This window comes from Chitinophaga sp. W2I13 (genome assembly GCF_050434005.1).
Classification (GTDB): Bacteria; Bacteroidota; Bacteroidia; order Chitinophagales; family Chitinophagaceae; genus Chitinophaga.
In genome coordinates, this window is sequence record NZ_JBNPWD010000001.1 from 631,542 (window position 1) to 650,536 (window position 18,995).

The window sequence follows — 18,995 nt, forward strand, 5'->3', positions numbered from 1 at the left end:
AAAATTATTTATACAATTGGTTAAACAGTAATTTGAAGGTACTGTGAGATTGACCCCGGAACGTGATTTCCGGACCAAAGGCATACAGTTTGCCTTTGCCTACCGGCGCCACAAATGCTGCAATGCCATTTTTGAGGTACTGCTGGCCCCAGGCCCATCCGCTGTGTAATGGTTTATCGTCTGAAAACCACATCAGTTTTTTAATGCTGGCGGTATCACCGGTGGCACTCAGTTTAAAAACGGGGCTGCGCTCAAAATACACATCATTTCTTGCCGCCATGCCGAAAGTTTCCGCAACGGTAGTATCTATATCCGCCAGCAGGAGACTGCCCGGAATATAGTATTTGGTACCGCTGAGTGGTTTCCATTCATTTTTGCTGTTCTTTTCCACCAGTGCATTCTGTACCGGCAGTTGCAGGTGATAGGCCAGGTTGGTACTGCTGCCAATGGTAACAATACGGCCGCCGTCTTCCAGGAATTTCTTCAGCCGGGGAATGGAGGTATCCGCGGTAATTTTCCCCAGCCAGCCGCGGTATTGCGTTGGCAGTTCAGCTGGTTTAGGTGGTTTGGTTTCAAATCCGTTGCGTGTCTTTTTAGGTTTGCCGGTATCGGGTATGGCGCCGGTAGCAAAAATGATCATGTCGTATTTGCTGCGGAGCTTTCCACTGTCAATAGCGGAGGTATAAACGAATTCATAAGAGAAGTGATACTGTTCCATCAGCCAGCTGATCCAGCCGGCGGGAATAGATCCGCCGTAGTTGTTCCAGATGCCGATGCGCATGGGCGCTACTGCTTTCAAGCCGGCAGGTTTGCTGTCACTAACGGTAACGGGTATACCAAATGAGGCCGCATCTCTTGCGAGCAGTTCATGCGCTTTAGCAGAGGAAGGGATGTAGAAGCTACCTGCCTCTTTAACGCCAACGGGCACACGAAATACTTTCACGCCTGCTTTCAGCAGATCGTTCACTACGATGAAAGCATTGTTGATGCGGGCATCAATGAGGTAACCTTTGCCCATGGCAACTTCCTGCTTTGGCGGGGATTGCAGGCTGCCGTATGGCAGTTTTTCAAACGGACCACTGAAGGCTTCGGGAATACGATCAAACTGTACACCCATCTGGAAGGCCAGCGTCCATCCGGCGGCATCGTAGGGCCGGATAGGCGGACCACCTTCATATTGAAAATCGTTCGGATGGTCCTGTGGTTCGAACATGTCTATTACATGCGGGCGAAAAGCCTGGTTGGTTTTTACAATGTATGAGCCGGCAGGATATTGTTTTCCTCCCACTGTAAAAGCAGCCGTGGCTTTCTGCACCGCTATGCCTGATTGAATGAGGGCGTTGATAAACTTCACGGCGGTGGGGAAATCGGGCTGGCCTGCCGGGATGATGTAGCCGCGGGCATCCCTGCGTCCGGGGTCTTTCAGCACAGCATCGTAGTATTTCACCGCCACAGTATCCTCCCGGCCGAAGGAGAATTCGCCACCACCTTCTCCTTCTGTACCGGGTTCGGATTTTTTATTGTTCTTATTGGCAATTTTTATGCTGTCGATATAGCTCGGGTAGAACGTCCAGTTGTCACGGTTTCCTCTCGCAATAGCGTTGGCGCCCATGCGGTAGATATTGAACAACAGTTCGCTGCGATAGCGGGAGGCGTAGTCGAGTACGGCATAGTTGAGCGATACGGAGTAATCAATCGACTGCCGGAAGTGCCACCGCTGTGGCGTTACCGGGTTGGGTGTAGCGCCGTTCGGGATGAGCCGTTCGGGTACCAGGGGTACATTTTCCGGTGTGGGACTGCCTATTATTTCCGTCAGGATTCCTACCATATTATGAAAGTAGGGCGTAGTGCGCAAGCCGCCGTTCCACCAGGTGGAGAACTGTGAGCCGGCGCGCTGGGTATAGCCGGGTTTTCCTTCCACGTTGAGCCGGTTGTTCATAGCGGCGCCTACGGCGTCTATACTGGTTACGATCAGCGGATCGAACACATGGTTGAAGGGATCGCGGTATGGCGGACCGGCCAGCACGGAGCCCGCGGGGCCGCGCTGGTGATGATTATACATGATTTGCGGGAGCCACTCCACAAACAGCTGGCGGCTGATGTTCTGGCTCTCTTTCATGTTCATCATGTAGAAGTCGCGGTTATTATCGTGTCCTACATACTTTTCGTATAGCCGTGGTATGTTAGTAGCTCTTTTGCTGGTATCGGGTTCGCGCATGTACCAGTCGGACACCAGTTCCTGTCCGTCGGGGTTGGCATGTGTTAAGAGGATGATATCGTTGTCCAGGATATTCATGGTTTCCGGATCTGTACGGCTTACCAGCTGCCACATGGTTTCTATAAGCTGGTGGGTGCCTACTACTTCGGTGGCATGCAATCCGCCGTCGATCCAGATGATGGACTTCCCTTCTGCGGCCAGTTCGCGGGCTTGCTGGTCGGTAAGACCTTCCGCGTGTGCCAGTTGCTGTGAGATGGCTTTATACCGTTCCAGCCGCTTTATATTTTCCGGGGAAGAAACGATGAGCATATACTGATGGCGACCTTCTTCTGTAAGCCCGATATCCACCAGTTTTGTACGGGGAGAAGCCGACAGCTTTTTAAAGTAGGCGGCCGTTTGTGTATAGTTGGCCAGTTTATAATCATCTCCTATATTAAAACCAAAGTGTTCTTTGGGAGATGGCACCTGTTGTGCCCATGCGCCGGCTGCGACAGTCAGCAACAGAAGTAGCAGGCCGTAAAATTTCCTATTCATACGGGTTATCAGTTTCAGTTGATCAAAACGGGTTCTCTATTGTTTTTTAAACCTCACACCTACGCGGCAGTCGCCGGGTTCGCCTCTTGCTTCATCGCAGATATTGTTGAAGAAGGTGACGATCCTGCGGCCATCGGCCAGGTTGAGGATAAATTTGAACAAAAAGTAATCGTTTACGCCCACATTTGAAAGACTTACATGATTCAGTGTTGCCAATTGCGCTGCTGTAAAGGAATACGTTTTCGGGAAGGTGGTCACGGTTTCATATAAATGATCGTTGGTGCCTACTATGCTGGGCAGCGGAAACTGTGCGATGTTCGTATATTGGTTACCGGGAGAAGAGATCACTAACGGATAAGCAGGTACGCTGGTTTCGGCTTTATTATAGCTGGTATACACTTCAATAGAAGTAACGGTTTCTTTCCCGAATCCTTCCCAGTTGAGAGCAAAGGCAAACTGCTGACTGGCCACGTCCGGATCTTTCAGGTTAAAGAAAGCTACTTTGCCTGCCTGCCGCGTTGGCAGGGCTGTTTTGGTAGTATCTATCGTAACTACCGGCACGGCGGTATAGGTATATCCCTCCCATTCGTACTTCACCTTTTTACAGGAAAATGCAACCGATGAAATAAGCACTATAGCAACTATAAAATGTTTCATAATTATAATTTTAGTCCCGTAAAATTTTTTACTTATTTATCCCAGAAAACCGGTGTTGTTTGTTGCGCTACCTGCAAGCGGCCGGCGTCATCCCCTAAACTGGTATTGGCGGTAAGCTCTGTTTCTGAATAATACAGGCGCAACGGGAAGGTGTTGAGCGGCGACAGCGGTGTGCGCAGCGTTGGCAAACCGGTACGGCGATAGTCGTTATACGCTTCCATGCCATTGCCGTATTCCGCGATGTATTTCTGTGTCATCACCAGTTCCAGTTTACCGGCATTGCTGGCGGCGTCATATTTCACCAGCAGGCCTGCGGCAAAGTCGGCGATGGTGGTGGTGGTTAATGCAACGCCGCCATTCGCGGCGGCATAGGTGCTCACGCTGTTGAGATGTGCGGTGATACCGTCTTTAAACGCCTGCCGGGCATCGTCGCCGGTGTTGAGCGTAAGGGCTGCTTCTGCACGGATGAACTTCACCATGGCGTTGGTGATCATAGGCATGATGCCTGCGCCGGTACCATCTGTAGGGCCCACTACTTTGAGGGCGCCGGTGGCATTGGTATTTGTAAGGAATTGATTGGTGACGGGCATATTATTTACCGGTGCATTGTCGTACAAACCGCCGGCGGGATAGATACCGAAGGTAGAGCGCCGGTTCAGATCGGCCGGTGCGGCGGTACCATCGCCGGGGTTGCGGCCATAGTAGCCGTTGCTGTTGGCCGAATTATTTAATCCTGCCGTGGCGTTCTGGCGAATGATGTAGTAGCGCAACCGGGGATCGTCGTTGTTAAAGAGCAGGTCGATCAGCGACTGGCTCATATAAAACGTTTTGCTGCCCTGGTATTCCGACCGGTGCCAGGGATGCCTGTTGTTGGGATTTTGCCCGGGCCCGAAGCGGAAGGTAAAGTCCGATGCGTTGGTATTGGTGGCGCCACCAATCAGCGTGGCCGGATCGGCGATCAGCGCCTGTATAGCGGTAGCGGATCGTGCAGGATTCACCAGGCGGATCTGGTTATACAGCTTTAGCTTGAGCGAGTTGGCCATCATGAGCCAGGAGCTTTTAAGCCCGCTGTACAGGAGATCGGATGTAGCGGGAACCAGTGTGGTGGCAGAAATTTTCCCGGCATCAACAGCTGCTTCGTCGATTATCTTCAAAAGATCTTCATAAATATCCGCACCTTTTTCAAACGGCGGGCTCACCGTTTCCTGGCCTTTTTGTGATTGTGAATAAGGAATATCTCCCCACATATCCACCATCAGGCTTACGAGGTATGCCTTCTCCAGTTTGGCGATGGCCACGTAGCCCCATTGTTCCTGTGCCGTGCCCGTTTTTATAATAGCCTCCAGGTCGTTCAGCGTTTGTGTGTAAAACCCGTCCCATGAGTCGTTGAAGCTGGTGCCCTGTTGCTGCAGCCTGCTCAGGCCGGAGGAGAAAACGGTGTACTGCATAAAAGTGGCGGTGCCGCTGTTCAGCTGGTACATATTGGCTGCCATTGATACTTCTGTCGCCGGCAGCAATAACGATAACTGGGCAGTGGTGGGATTGTTTGGATCTGTATTGATATCTACAAATTTTTTACAACCGGTAACTGTGAAAACACCTGCCAGTGCTATTGTATATGCAATATATTTAAGTGCCATCATCATATCAGGTTTTATGATCAGAAAGAACATTTCAGGTTTACACCAAAGCGACGGGTGGTGGGTACTGCCAGGTTATCGTATCCCTGCGAGTTACCAACGCCGAGCGAACTGACTTCCGGGTCGAAGTTGGTATACTTCGGGAAGTTGGGAGCGCTGTACCAGAGGTTTCTGCCGGTAACAGAAATGAAGGCAGACCCGAAAGGTGTTTTACCTAAAAAGCTTTTGGGAAGTTCATATCCCAGTGCCACTTCCCGCAGGCGAAATACGGTAGCATCGAATACTGATCCTTCATTAATACCGCCGTTGCCGGGGCCCATACTGCTGCTGAAGAAATGATCTTCAAAAGACAGCGCCACGTTATTCGGGATCTTATTGCCTTTGTCGTCCAGCAGCGGCGTTTGTGTATTGATATCGCCCAGCACACCCGGCGATACAATGGTAAACTCGCGGTTTTCCATATCACGGGTAACGCCGCGCGACAGCATCTCCGCTACGGTGCGGGAGTACAGTTGTCCGCCTTGTTTCCAATCGAACAGGATATTCAATGAGAAGCTGCGGAAGCGGAAAGTATTGGTAATGCCTACCATGAAATCGGGATTGGGATTACCGATTGCTTTGAGTGCGCCGGAGATCAGTGGTTTACCTGTGTTGGGATCTATGAGCACATTGCCTTCCTCGTCGCGTGCATAGGCTGTTCCCTGGATAAGGCCGTATGGTTGTCCTACTACATGCACACTGCTGGTACCGTTGGTGCCGCCATAGCTGAAGCGTTCATATCCTCCCAGGTCGCGGATGATGTTCCTGTTGCGGGTGAAGTTGGCCGAGATATCCCAGTTGAGGCCATTATTGGATTGCAAGGGCACTACCGTTAAACCCAACTCCACGCCTTTGTTGGTGGCTTCACCCAGGTTAAGGATCTGGGTAGTATAGCCGGAAGAGGGTGCAGCAGTAACCTCGAAGATCTGCGAAGTACTTTTCTTATTATACCAGGTAAAGTCAATGCCTATACGATTATGAAAGAACTGCAGTTCTGTTCCCAGTTCCAGTTCCGTGATAAATTCCGGTTTCAGGTTAGCGTTGGTGAGCAGGTTCGCCTGTGTAACGACGTTATATACGCTGCCACCTGCCGGCGTAAAGGGCAGTCCTACGTTTGCCGGCGTAGTGCTGGCGCCGAGGATCGGGTTGATCTGGTAAAAGTTTTGTGTTTGATAAGGAGAGGCTTCGTTACCTACTTTGGTATAACCTGCTCTTATTTTACCAAAGTTAAGTACTCCTTTGGGCAGATGCAGCGCTTCTGTGAATACCAGTGATCCGTTTACACCGCCGTAGAAATAGCTTTTGTTATTGGCGGGCAGTGTAGAGGAAATATCGTTGCGTCCTACAAAGTTAAGAGAGGCAAAGTTTTTATAATCAAAGGTGATGTCTGTAAAGAAGGCGTAGTAGCGTTGTTTCAGGATGTTCCTGTTATTGATCAGCTGTATCGGTGTTACCGAGCTGGTGTTGTTCATGTCTATCAGGTCGGCCACGATGATATTATCCCCGTAAAATGCTTTCCTGTCTGTAAGCCGCTGGTTTACATTGTTACCAACGATTGCCCGCAGCGATATATCTGATGTAAGAGGTTTGGTGGCGGTTACCAGCAGGGTGTTATCCAGTTCCTGGCGGTAAATATTATCTGATGTGATGCTTCCGTTGGGATAGGAAGAGCTGCCTTTACCGCGTACGCTCATTCGCCTGTCGGTGTATGCGTTAAAGCCGATGGTATTCTGCACATTCAGCCAGGGCAGCGGATCGAAGCCCAGTACGAGGTTACCGTAGTACCTGTCCACGTCGCTGGTAGAAGGACTGTGTTTCACTGACCAGTAGGGATTATCAATTCCCGTATAGTCGTATACGTTACTACCATCCAGCGGGTTCTCGTAAGGGTAGTTAGTGAGATCGTAGCTGGTTGGTACGTACATGAGGGTAGACATGATAGAGCCTGTGAGGCCGCCTACCGGTGGTGTTTTTTGCCTGGTGGTGACGTAGTTGATAGCGCCGCTGGCATAGAATTTATTTTCCAGCCGGATATTTCCGCCGATGTTGACAGAGGAACGGGTTATTTCATTGCCGGGTACTACGCCTTTATTTTTTGTGTTGGAGAAGCCTGCGTTGAAGTTTCCTTTTTCGCTACCGGAAGAGATGGTGATGGCATTTTCGTATACGCTACCCTGGCGGAAGAAATTTTTCGCATTGTCCTTCGCATACGATTTGTAGGGCACCTGGATGGGCGTTACGCCATCTGCTTCGTAGAACTGCGGGAACACGGCGGAAGAGAACTGCCGCGTGAGCTGATGCGGAACGGTAGCGCGTGTGGGCAGGATGCTTTCCACTCCTTCAAAGGGCTGGCCCCAGGAAGCGTATACCCCTTGCCGGTAGTCGTTGTTGGTACCTTGTCCGTATTTGGTTTGATAATCGGGCAGGCCGGACACCTGTTCCACGGAATAGCCGGTGTTGTAAGTAATTTCTGTGCCTTTCCTGCTTTTCTTTTTACCTGCTTTCGTGGTGATGATGATAGCGCCGTTAGCGGCTCTTGATCCATACAATGCGGCGGCGGCAGCGCCTTTCAGCACCGTCATGGTCTGGATATTATTCGGATCGAGGTCGAATGCGCGGTTGGTAACGCCTGCGCCGCCTACGGTGGTCGCGCCCACGTTGGCGAAGCTGGAGTTATCGAAGGGAACGCCGTCTACCACAAACAGCGGCTGGTTGTTGCCATTGAGTGAGGAGTTACCGCGGATGGTGATATTGGTACCACCTCCGGCTACGCCGCCGGCAGATTGTACATTCACACCGGCTACTTTCCCGGTAAGGGCTCTTACGGGGTCCGGTTCTGATTTCTGTGCCAGTTTATCCGAGGTAATGGTGCTTACGGAGTAGCCTAGACTGTTTTTCTGGCGGGCAATTCCGGCGGCTGTAACCACGAAGTCCTGCAATTGTTTTACGGCGGCTTTCAGTCGTACGATACCGGCATCAGCGGCTTTTACTTCGGTGATGCTGTAGCCGATGGCGGTAACTACGAGGGTGGCGCCTTCTTTGACTTTCAGGGTGAAGGTGCCGTCGCCTGCCGACGTGACGCCATTGCCGGTACCTTTTTCCATGACGGTAGCGCCGGGGAAGGGATCGCCTGTTTCATTCAGTATTTTTCCTTTCACTACAATATCCGCCAGTGCGATGGAGGTCATCATATCCGGGCTGGCGGTACGTTTAGCGGCGGCGTCATTATCTGTAAGAATGATATAGTCATCGTTCACTACAAAACCTATTTCGAGGCGGCCGAGGAGCCGGTCGAGCACCTTACCGAGTGCTTCCTGGTCGGCCCTTGCGGATACTTTCCTGTCGAGCGCGATGTGGCTGGAGCTATATACAAATTTCACTTCTGCTTTGCTGTGGATCTGGTTCAGCACACCTTTCAGGCTCATATCATCTGCCTGCAGCGATATTTTCCTGTCGAGAACTCCCTGGGCGTATGCCGCAGCGGGATGCGTAATACCATAGAGTAATACGCCTGCCATCAGGTTGGCCGCCGTTACTTTCTTGCATTTGGACAGGAAGGCATTTGTCTTTAAATTTATGAGCATAGACCTTGTACTTTGTTAGATTTCGGAAAGAATTTGACAAAGGAATTCCCTTACCGCGCTGTCACGTGGTGATAAACAGGGCTATTTATCATAAGCTGGCGGGGCTGTCACCCCTCCGGCTTTTTTAGTTGGAAATGATGTTAGCCATGATGTTAGATTTTTGTGTTTGACTCGGTTTGATTGTGGTTGATAACAGGTTCATTTTTCACTTTTTTTGTTTGAGTAAAATAGTTTTGCCGTTGATCCCGAAGTCCAGGTTGAGTGCCTGGCTGATCATCTCCATTGTGTGTTGTAAAGACTGGTCAGTAAAATCTGCCGTGATTAGATTTGTGTTGATTACTGCGTCCTGCAGTTGTATGTTTATCTCAAATTTATTTTCTATCCGTTGTAAAACCTGTTGCATGGTGGCATCGTTGAATGCCATGTTATATTCTGTGCCTTTTGTGATATCGCTGATGGGCGGCGTTCCTTCTTCCTCTTTCCGTATAGCCGTTCCTGTTGTGGCATATATTGCCTGTTGTTCCGGGTACAATACGACAGGAGCCGATTGCGGCGCGCTGAGTGCAATTTTTCCCGTCAGCAGGGTCACCTGTGTTTCTTTGCCTGTTTCCCGGATATTGAAACTGGTACCCAGCACCGTGGTGGTGAGTGTGCCGCACTTCACCAGGAACGGATGCCGCGGGTCTTTCGCAATTTCAAAGAGGGCTTCGCCCTGCAATGTTACTTCGCGGTTACCGGCGCCAAAACCTGCCGGGTAAATTAATTTACTATTTCCTTTGAGCCAAACGATAGAGCCATCGGACAGGATATGTTTTTTAGTTTTGCCGGGAGTACTTTGCAGCGACACCAGGCGATGCGGCGCTACTATGTTCAACATTTCCTTTTTGAATATAGCGCCGGCGATAATGATACCCGCGATGCAGGCAGCCGCTTTCCAGTAGCGGAACAGCGATGTTATCATGCCGGGTTGCCGGTGTTGATTGATGCGCTTTACCAGGTGATGGTATCCTGCTATTCTGGCTGCTTCCTTTTCTGCTTCGGGCATCGCATCAAATGCGTGTTCCTCGCCTGTTGCATCCAGCCACTGCTCCAGCTGTTGCGCTTCCGCAGCTTCCAGCGTGCCATTTAGATATTTCTCGATTAAATTTTTAAGATCCTGGTTGTTCATCAGTTTTTCACACTTGTATTTAATCAGGCAGTTAATAGTGTCACCTATAGATAAGTACACTTTGAAAAGCGTAACACCTACGTCTTTAAAAAAAAAATTTAAAAATAGAAAGACCGGGTAGGCCATATTACTGTTGCAGGGCTGTATTCAGCACCAGGATGATGAGGCACAGGTGATGCCCCAGCACCATTCTAAGCTGCCGGAGCGCTTTGGTAAGATGGTTTTCCACTGTTTTGTGAGAGATGTTCAGTGTATTGGCGATGTCGGTAACAGAAAGATGTTGATGGCGGCTCATCCTGAATACCTGCTGGCATTTTTCCGGGAGCCGTGATACTTCTTTCTCCATGGTATTTTTCAGATCGGTAGCCGCGATATTTTCCTCGTTGGAATTATCGGATCGCTGTTCAGGTAATTGCGCAAACTGGTGGATATAGGTTTTGCGGATACGGTCTGATTTGAGATAGTTGAGTAGCTGGTACTTTACCGCGGTAAATAGATACGCGGAGAGCGTGTGTGTGAGTTGCAGTTCTTCATGTTTTTTCCAGAGGGAAAAAAATACTTCCTGGATAATTTCTTCTGCTATTTCTTTACTTTTCAGCCTGTTGTAAACATATCCGTATAAACGGGGCCAGTATTCGTTGTAGATAGCCTCATATGCACCCATATCACCTTCCTTCAGTAAGGCTAATATGTGAGATTCATCTGATTGATTATATTTTTTTATAATGTTCAATATTTTCGTTTATTCAGATGTTATAAACATAAACAAACGAAAAAAATACCAATTATCATAATAATAGGATGATAATTTATGTTGGAACACTTAAATAAATTGATTTTTTATAGGTAACGTGTTAAGTAACATGATAAAATGGCCTGGAATAAAAAAGAAAAGGCCGCCTTGTTACGGGACGACCTTTCCTGCCTATGAGTGGTTGGTTAAATATTATCTTCTCTTCCTGTAAAGTAGTAGTGTAGTAGCAAAAATCAGCAGTGATACGGGTATTACGCCAAAGAAAAGTATTCGCATGGTCAGGATCCCCTGATCATCGCTGTCGATTACATCTTTTGATCTGATGGCGCCGGTATTTACGGGGAAATCGCCGTAGGTAAACCAGCGGAATAATTCTGTGATCAGCGACTGGTTCCATACGGAAGGTTTGCGCCGCGCCAGCTCGCCGGTGCTCATAAAATCGGCATCGCCGGTAACAATGATGCGTTGGGTTTTGCCCGCCACTTCTCTTTCGGCGGCAATGGCCAGTGCCTGGTTATTTTTTGCCAGCAGCAGCGGTACCGTGTGGAAACCGTGCTGTTGTGCATACTGAAGATTCACAGCGCCCGGCATGGATACCACCGCACTATCACCCTTGAATGCGGCGAGCTTTGGTGAAATTTTCCCGGCATCGTCTGAAAAACGGGCGAGGATAAAGTCGGGTGCATAGTCCCTGCTTTCCTCCTGTACCGGCGCTGCGCCGGGTTGCACGCCCAGTTGTTGCAGTAAAGGTTGCAATATTTCCTGTGATCCTGGTTCTGTGATCACGAACAGGTTTCTGCCGCTGGCAATATATTGGTCCAGTTTTGCCTGTGCTGCCGGCGGGAGGGCTGTTTTCGGATCAGCAATTACCAGCACTGAAGTGGCGGCAGGAATTTCTTCACTGGTAAGATTTACGGTATCTACATTAAATCCCTGGTTAATCAACGCCCCCCTGAAGGTGAGTTCATTTACAAACATCCTGAATGCGGCATCACCTGCTTTTGTGATGCTTCTTTCGCCGTTGCCGGCAACAAACGTAACCAAGGGTATTTCAACAGGTGTTACGATACGTTTCAGCGCAGCGGTAAATTCCTGTTCGCCGGGATATATCATGATATCGTTGTAATACCGGAGAAAAGTTTTCTTATCACCATATTGCAGGAGCCTTACCAGCCGGTTTTCTTCAGGCCCGAGATCCACCATTTTCCGGATCTGTGCAGGTGGAATTACTTTCTTGTAATCCAGGTCCTGGATATCTGCTACTTTTTTTGCGATGGCGGCATCGCTTTCTCCGGGGTAATTTTTATAGAGATTTTTGTTGTTGGCGAAGTCGTAGTAATACACATATTCCATTTGCAGGTTGGGCATAAACCGGCGGTAGGGTGTGAGTATTCTTTCATCCGCGCTTTTCTTCTCCGGTGCGCCGAGGTAGTAATTATCGTCGAGGATATTCACATAGGTGGTAATTTTCAGCGGCTTGTCCATCGCCTTTACCAATTCGCGGCTTTGCAGGCCGAGTGTATGGGTTTTGGTAGCCGTCATATCCACATACCCTGTAAAGGACGGGCGGGAGCTGATATACCCGGTGAGGAAGCAAAGCGCTATCAGTCCGAGGTACCTTGCGGTACGTATCCACGGTGACTTTGCCTCCCGCTGGTCTTGCAGCCGCATGCCGGTAATGGCCAGGAAAAAGCCGATTACAAGGAAGAAGTAAAAGGCGTCTTCTGTGCTGATCAGTCCATAAATAAATTGTTCGGTTCTACCTGAAATAGACATAAAATAGGTAATATGCCGCACTGCATCATTGCCCTGGAACAGGCCGCCGATAAAGTTGAGACCGGCCAGCACTGCCAATGTGCTGATAGCTGCCACCACCTGGTAGGTAGTAAGCGAGGACATGAACAGCCCGATAGCGGCATAGGCGCAGATGAGCAGGTACAATCCCAGTGCGCCCGAGGCCAGCAGTTTCCAGTCGATATGCTCAATAAAAAACGAACCGGAAATTCCATAGAGGCAAATGATAACCAGCAATAGTGCGCCGTATCCCATCATGGCTACATACTTTCCCAGTACGATGTCCCTTACTTTAATGGGAGACGACAATAATAATTTAATGGAACCGCTGTGTGTTTCCCGGCTGATGAGGCCCATCGTTAACAGTGGAATATAGAAGTACAGGGTATTTTTCACGCCGGGGTAAAATCCTTCCTGCTGACCAGTGAAGATCATGGAAGTAACATCGGTGAAGTGATGTCCCATACGTTGTGCGCGTCCTATCATCTGGATATAGTGAAGGAAGTCGATTCCTATTTGTACCGGGAATACAATTAAGATAAGCCAGGCTACCGGCGAATGGAACAGGAGGCTCAGCTCCTGGCGGGCTATTCTGATAATTATTTTCATTACTGTATGGCAGGTTTAGATTTTTTATTGGATAACTGTGCGAAAATGGCGTCCAGGGAGCTTTTCTCCAGTGTTATTTCTTTGAGGCGCCATTTTTTTTGCACGCTCATTTCCACGATATTTTCAGCGATATCGGTGGCGGGCTCAAATCTTACGCGGATCGTTTTTTCTGTCAGGAACTCCACGTCTTTAATGCCTTTGATGGCTCTCAGTTCCTTTTCTTCCGGAGGGTTTTCGAGGGTGGTGATGAGGCTGTCCGGTTCTATATAATTGTTGAAAGATTCCATGGTGTCTTTAAACACCATTCTGCCGCCTTCTATCATAATAATATCCTGGCAGGTAGCCTGTATTTCCGAGAGAATATGTGAAGAGAAGATTACGGCGCGATCTGTGGCTATTTCTTTGATCAGCTGGCGTACTTCCAGGATCTGGTTGGGATCCAGGCCATTGGTGGGTTCATCCAGCACTACCAGCAGTGGCGTGTGAATGAGTGCCTGCGCGATGCCTACCCGCTGGCGGTAGCCACCGGAGAGGTTGCCGATGAGCCTTTTGCTGAAATGTGCCACACCGCATCTTTCCTTCACGGTATCTACCGCTGCTTTTATACGGCGTTTATCTATCAGGCGGAGGTGGGCGCAAAAGGTAAGGTATTCATCTACTGTTTGTTCGAGGTAGAGCGGTGCATTTTGCGGCAGGAAGCCAATCCTTTTCTTTGCTTCTTCCGGGTCGGCCCTCATATCGATGCCTTCAATGAGCACCTGGCCGCGGGTTTGACTTAACACTCCGCAAAGAATGTTCATAGTAGTGGATTTGCCGGCGCCATTGGAGCCAAGCAACCCTACAATGCCTTTCTTGTTGATTTCGAAACTGACATCTTTCACTGCCCAGTCTTTACTGTAACGGTGTGATAGTCCTTCAATTTTAACGATGTTGTCTTGCATGTGTGATTTAATTAGTCAATAGGAGGTCAATGACGCCGGCAGGTTACCGGCGTCACAAATGGAACAGGGAGGACAGGAATGACTTATGGATTCAGCGGCCAGTCCGGGTTGAATACAGTAGCATTGGGCCACAGCTGGCGCAGGTAATTATTACTACCGGGCAGCAACTCATACGTTTTGCCTTCTGCGGTATGCTTTATTATTTTCTGAAAACGGGTTTCTTTGTTCAGGCGTTTCAGGTCGATGACCCGCATCCCGGTGAATGCCATTTCCCTTCTTCTTTCTTCCAAAACAAACCGTAATACCTTCTCACCATCATTACTGAAGTCTGCCGGGGTAAAGGCTTTATAGGCAGCGGGTGTAATCCGGTTGAGTCTTAATTTATTGATATCTGCGAGGGCAGCTGTTAAATTGTTTTCACGGGCAAAGCATTCTGCGCGGGTCAGGTACATTTCCGGCACATTGAGATAGTTGCTATAGAAATCTCCGCGGAGGAAGATCTTCACCTGGTACCTGGACATGTAATTAAACGGTGGCGCGGGAGGCCAGCCATCGGCATAGTATAATGTCCAGCGTTTATCGTCGTTGGTAAAGAGTGCACTTAATTCCGGGGAGGCGCAAACATCCATGGCCAGTCCGAATGGTCGCAGGAAGTGCCGGGCCACGATGGTTTCTGTATTAAGCTGTGCGTCGGGGATGTTGGTCCATCCGAGCGGCGCACCGGGAACATTTGGAAACGGCCCGGGGATCGTGATCTTATAATCATTCATGTTGGCCAGCTCACTTTGCAGCGACAACGCCAGGTCCGCATTTTTGCGGGCATTGACGTAATCGCCCATAAAGAGATAGGTTCTGGCCAGTAAGGCGTATCCGCCTGCTTTACCTGCCCTGAACTTTGTGAGCTTATGATTTAGCGGCAAATCTGTGATGGCGGCGTTGGCATCGCTGAGTACCTGGTCGTATACTTCTTTTACCGTGTTCCTTTTGAATTTTGCGTTGATGTCTGCAATCAGTGCAATGGGAATACCGTCCTGCGTGGCGGCGGTGGCGGCATCATAATGCTGTGCGTATACATTTACCAGCTGTAGGTGTTCCATTGCGCGGCCCAGCAGGGCTTCCGCGCGAACACTTTTTTTGTTGGCTTCTGTACCTTCCGTTGCATCCATGATATTGTTGATGATGCTGTTGTAATAAAAGATCCTTTTATAGCCTTCACTCCAAAGGAAATCGTTGGTACCTTGTTCATACGGCGCGGGGTTGAAGGTATAAATTTTCCGGCCGGGCAGTTGTTGCTTCGTGAAGAGGTTGCCGGGATTTCCTTCCGGCAGGAAAGCATCGTCTGAGAGCAGGTCCCAGAAGTAATCACCGAAGTTCACTACGGTGCCGGAGTTAAGCATATTCTCGTAATCGGCTACTGTTACCGGGATAAATTTATCCTTTGGTTTTATATCCAGGAACTTTGTGCAACCGGATAAGATCAGTATGCCGTAGATGATATAAAGATGTAATTTTTTCATGTTTCCTGGTTTTAAAAGGTGATATCTATTCCTGCCATGTAAGTGGACATTACCGGTAATGTTCTGTTAGCGTACTGGCTGGCGATTTCATAAGCTTCAGGATCAATTCCAACGGAGTTGTTGTACCAATGGAAAGGATTTTGTACCTGCAGTGTTAATTTGGCGGAAGATAATTTTTTGACACGGGACAATACGGGCGCAAAATTATAAGAGAGGGCAATATCCCTTACTTTGATATAATCTGCCTTGAGTACATTTTGATCTGAGGCGTACCAGATGAGCGTATAATAGTTGCCGCCATTACCTTTGAGATCGGGCGCCGGTAACATGCCGGGTTTATTTTCATCGCCGGGTTTGCGCCAGAAGTTCATCACCCTGCTGTCTACATTGCTGCGAGGGAAACCATAATCGATAACAGGCACCACATCTCTCATCACATTTCCTCCATTGGCAATGATCATGATACTTAGCGTGAGTTGCTGATAAGTGAAGGTGTTGGTAAAACCAGTTGTGTATTTCGGTCTTAATGTGCCGCTGTATACAAGGCCGTTTATATCCGTCATGTTGGCCACAATGGTACCGGACTGGTCATAATTCTTTACCACTTTTCCTGCGGCATCGTACACCATCATGGAACCGTTAGCCGGATCAAGACCTGCCGATCTGAAACTGAAAACGGCATCCATCGGGTAGCCAATGCGATTTACGCCGTAGCCACCGGTAAGGCCGTATACATTTTCATCCCTGGTATTTATTTCTGTCATCTTGTTTTTATTGAAGCTCAGTGCCAGGGTGCTGCTCCAGGTGAAATATTTCTTGTTTATATTGAGGGTGTTGAGTGCCAGCTCAATACCTTTATTATTTAAGCTGCCGTAGTTAATCAATGCGCTGGGAAATGCGTTGGTGGGATCGATGGCCTTTTCTCCCAGCAGGTCGGTGGTTTTTCGGATGTAGTAATCTATTGATCCTGACACCCGGTTATTTAATACGGCGAAGTCGACACCAATATTGGTAGTAGCTGTTTTTTCCCATCTTAATGATTTATTTGGCGGATAGATGATATCCGTTGCGGTGGCATTGGCTTCAGAAAAGAAGGTAGATCTTGCCTGGAGGTAGGGTCCTACCGTTCTGGCCACGTTTCCGCCGAGGCCGTAAGTAGAGCGGATGCTCAGGCTGTTTAACCAGCTGATATCTTTCATGAAATCTTCTTCAGACATTCTCCAGCTGGCGCCAACAGACCAGAGCGGCAGGTAGCGGTAGCGGGGGTCGGTACCAAAGAGGTTGGAGTTATCTACCCGTACGCTTCCGGTAACGTTATACTTCCAGTTGTAGGTATAGCCGGCATTACCATAGGCAGAGATGTATCTGTCTTCTCCATAATAAAAGTTATTATTTTCGTTATACCTCATGGAGAAGGTGCTGCCCAGGGATTCTGTTCCTTTCAGATTGCCGAGGGCAATTTCATTTACCGGCAGGTATTGCAGGTTATTATCGTTATAGCCCATTTTAAACACGGAGGTCGACGTTTGTGATACTGCCCTGCGTTCCACACCGGCTAATGCCGACACGTGATGTTTTGTGCTGATATTTTTGTCGAAGTTCAGTTGTGCGCGGGCGGTATAGGATTTTGAATTGCCACGTGTTTCGTATAGTTGTCCACCGTCAGGTACATTCTTCACCAACTCCCCGTCGATGACCTGCGCTGCGTCGTTGATCATATTTTTGGTGTAGTAGGAGTCGGGAGAATAATATGATTTATTGTAACTGCTGCCGCGTTCTGTCTGGTATTTCAGATCCAGTGTAAGGCCGCTGATAATTTTAACGGTGAAGCCACCCTGCAGCCTGAAGTAATTTGACCAATAGGAAAGATCTGATTTATACAGCTCATCCAGCGGATTAAATGTTTCATCATACAGCCCGAGGTTTTTCAGGCGGTCTATTTCATAGGGTGACTTTAATTTAGTGAACGGGGCGGAGCTGCCATCGGGATTTTTCAGCACTTCGTAAGGCATATTCCGGTAAAAGGATTCGGGGCTTTCGCGGAGATACTTCCCGTTGCGGATATTGGTATTGGCGCCTACTTCTGCGTCCAGCCATTTAAACACTTTCACTTTATCTTTCATGCCCACGTTAATATCTTCATTGCCGGTACGGAAACCGTAGTCCCTGTTACCTGTATAATTCATCATGATATTATACTGGTGAATTTCGTTTCCACCGCTGGCGGAGAAGCTGTGGCGTTGTTTGACACGGTTACGCATGAACAGGTTTTCCAGTTGGCTTTGCCCGTTAGCGTTCCTTAAATTATTGAGGGTATTGTCGAGATCAGTTTTGCTGATGAGATTTTGCTCATAATTATAAAGTGCTTCCATTGCTTTTGGCTGGCCTGCACGTTTGATGACATCGTTATAACCAGGATGCCAGCTATTGAACAGTTCCTGTTGCAGATCCACCATCTGGGAGGAATTGAGCAGGTGCATATAACCTGCGTCGGGGGTGCCTGTTATAAACGCGGTGCTGTTGAAGTTGACCGTGAGTTTCCTGTTGCTGCCATACCTGGTGGTAATAGAGATCACGCCATTGGCTGCCCTGGTTCCGTAGATCGAGGCGGCGGCGGCGTCTTTCATTACTGTTACATTCACTACATCAGCGGGGTTGATATAGTTAAGGTCTCCTTCGAATGGAAAACCGTCCACCACATATAGCGGGTTTTGGTTGCCGTATAAGGTGGAAAGTCCGCGGATATTAACGGCGCCGTTCTGCATAAAGAGGCCGGGCACAGTGCCTTCCAGGCGGTCCATAATATTGGTTTCCATCCTGGCGCCGAGTGTTTTTTCTGTAATCACGCTGAATGATCCGGTGGCACGTTCTTTTGGAATTGATTGATAGCCGGTATTGGCCGTAACATTTAATGCTGATAAGGTAGCCGAGATGACAGACAAAACGATGTTACCGATATTCCCGGTTCGCAACATACCGGAAGTCACTGTCACCTCTTTTGTTTTATATCCTATAAAGCTGATGCGAAGTACATCCCCGGCAGATACCGGCAAGGTGAAGTTGCCTTCTGAGTTGGTAATAGCGGGTTGACTGGCGCCAGGCACCTGCACCGTAGCCCCGATGAGGGGAATGCCGGTGCTGTCGGTAACATGCCCTGTTACCGGTGATTCTTTCTCTGGTGTGGCGCTATTCGCAGCAGCAGGAGGCTTGCTGTACAGCATGATGGTGTTGCCTGCTATTTTATAGTTGAATGGCTGGTCCTTCATCACCAGTTCCAGGAAGCTGATCAGGGGCATATTCTGCACTGATACTGATACGGTGCCGGCCTGTTTCAGGAGTTCAGATTTACCCCACACCACGAAACCTGTTTGTTTTTTGATGGCGGCAAAAAGTTTTTCCATTGGGACGGCTCGTCCGGAAAAGGTGACAGATTGCGAAAATGTGTTGGCTGATACATGTAAGCAAATGGTAAGAAGGAGAACACTGGTAAATCTCATAATCCGGAGCATTTTGGTTGGGAGCCGGCACGGCAAGTCCCAA

The 18,995-nt window shown here is 48.9% G+C and carries 10 protein-coding genes; all 10 read right to left on the minus strand.

Features of this window, described 5'->3' with window-relative positions:
• Positions 1-4 precede the first annotated feature (4 nt).
• Positions 5-2,752, minus strand: a complete 2,748-nt coding sequence (locus tag QFZ48_RS02590) for a M14 family metallopeptidase (RefSeq protein WP_429061012.1) — start codon at positions 2,750-2,752, stop codon at positions 5-7.
• A 36-nt stretch (positions 2,753-2,788) separates the two neighbouring features.
• Positions 2,789-3,409 (minus strand): hypothetical protein, encoded by a 621-nt coding sequence (locus tag QFZ48_RS02595; protein ID WP_429061014.1) that lies wholly within the window; start codon positions 3,407-3,409, stop codon positions 2,789-2,791.
• Positions 3,410-3,441: 32 nt separating this feature from the next.
• A complete protein-coding gene (locus QFZ48_RS02600) occupies positions 3,442-5,052 on the minus strand; it encodes a SusD/RagB family nutrient-binding outer membrane lipoprotein (protein WP_429061016.1) in 1,611 nt (536 codons plus the stop codon).
• Between the two features lie 17 nt (positions 5,053-5,069).
• On the minus strand, positions 5,070-8,672 hold the full coding sequence (locus tag QFZ48_RS02605; protein ID WP_429061018.1) for a SusC/RagA family TonB-linked outer membrane protein: 3,603 nt from the start codon (positions 8,670-8,672) through the stop codon (positions 5,070-5,072).
• Between the two features lie 205 nt (positions 8,673-8,877).
• A complete protein-coding gene (locus QFZ48_RS02610) occupies positions 8,878-9,840 on the minus strand; it encodes a FecR domain-containing protein (RefSeq protein ID WP_429045971.1) in 963 nt (320 codons plus the stop codon).
• A 127-nt stretch (positions 9,841-9,967) separates the two neighbouring features.
• Positions 9,968-10,573: an RNA polymerase sigma-70 factor gene (locus QFZ48_RS02615; RefSeq protein WP_429045969.1), complete on the minus strand. Its 606-nt coding sequence runs from the start codon at positions 10,571-10,573 to the stop codon at positions 9,968-9,970.
• Positions 10,574-10,786: 213 nt separating this feature from the next.
• On the minus strand, positions 10,787-12,997 hold the full coding sequence (locus tag QFZ48_RS02620) for a Gldg family protein (RefSeq protein ID WP_429045968.1): 2,211 nt from the start codon (positions 12,995-12,997) through the stop codon (positions 10,787-10,789).
• Positions 12,997-13,938, minus strand: a complete 942-nt coding sequence (locus QFZ48_RS02625; protein ID WP_429045966.1) for an ABC transporter ATP-binding protein — start codon at positions 13,936-13,938, stop codon at positions 12,997-12,999. Before QFZ48_RS02625 ends, QFZ48_RS02620 begins: the two co-directional genes overlap by 1 nt.
• Positions 13,939-14,021: 83 nt before the next feature.
• Positions 14,022-15,455, minus strand: a complete 1,434-nt coding sequence (locus QFZ48_RS02630; protein WP_429045964.1) for a RagB/SusD family nutrient uptake outer membrane protein — start codon at positions 15,453-15,455, stop codon at positions 14,022-14,024.
• Between the two features lie 11 nt (positions 15,456-15,466).
• Positions 15,467-18,856: a SusC/RagA family TonB-linked outer membrane protein gene (locus tag QFZ48_RS02635; protein ID WP_429061020.1), complete on the minus strand. Its 3,390-nt coding sequence runs from the start codon at positions 18,854-18,856 to the stop codon at positions 15,467-15,469.
• Positions 18,857-18,995 lie beyond the last annotated feature (139 nt).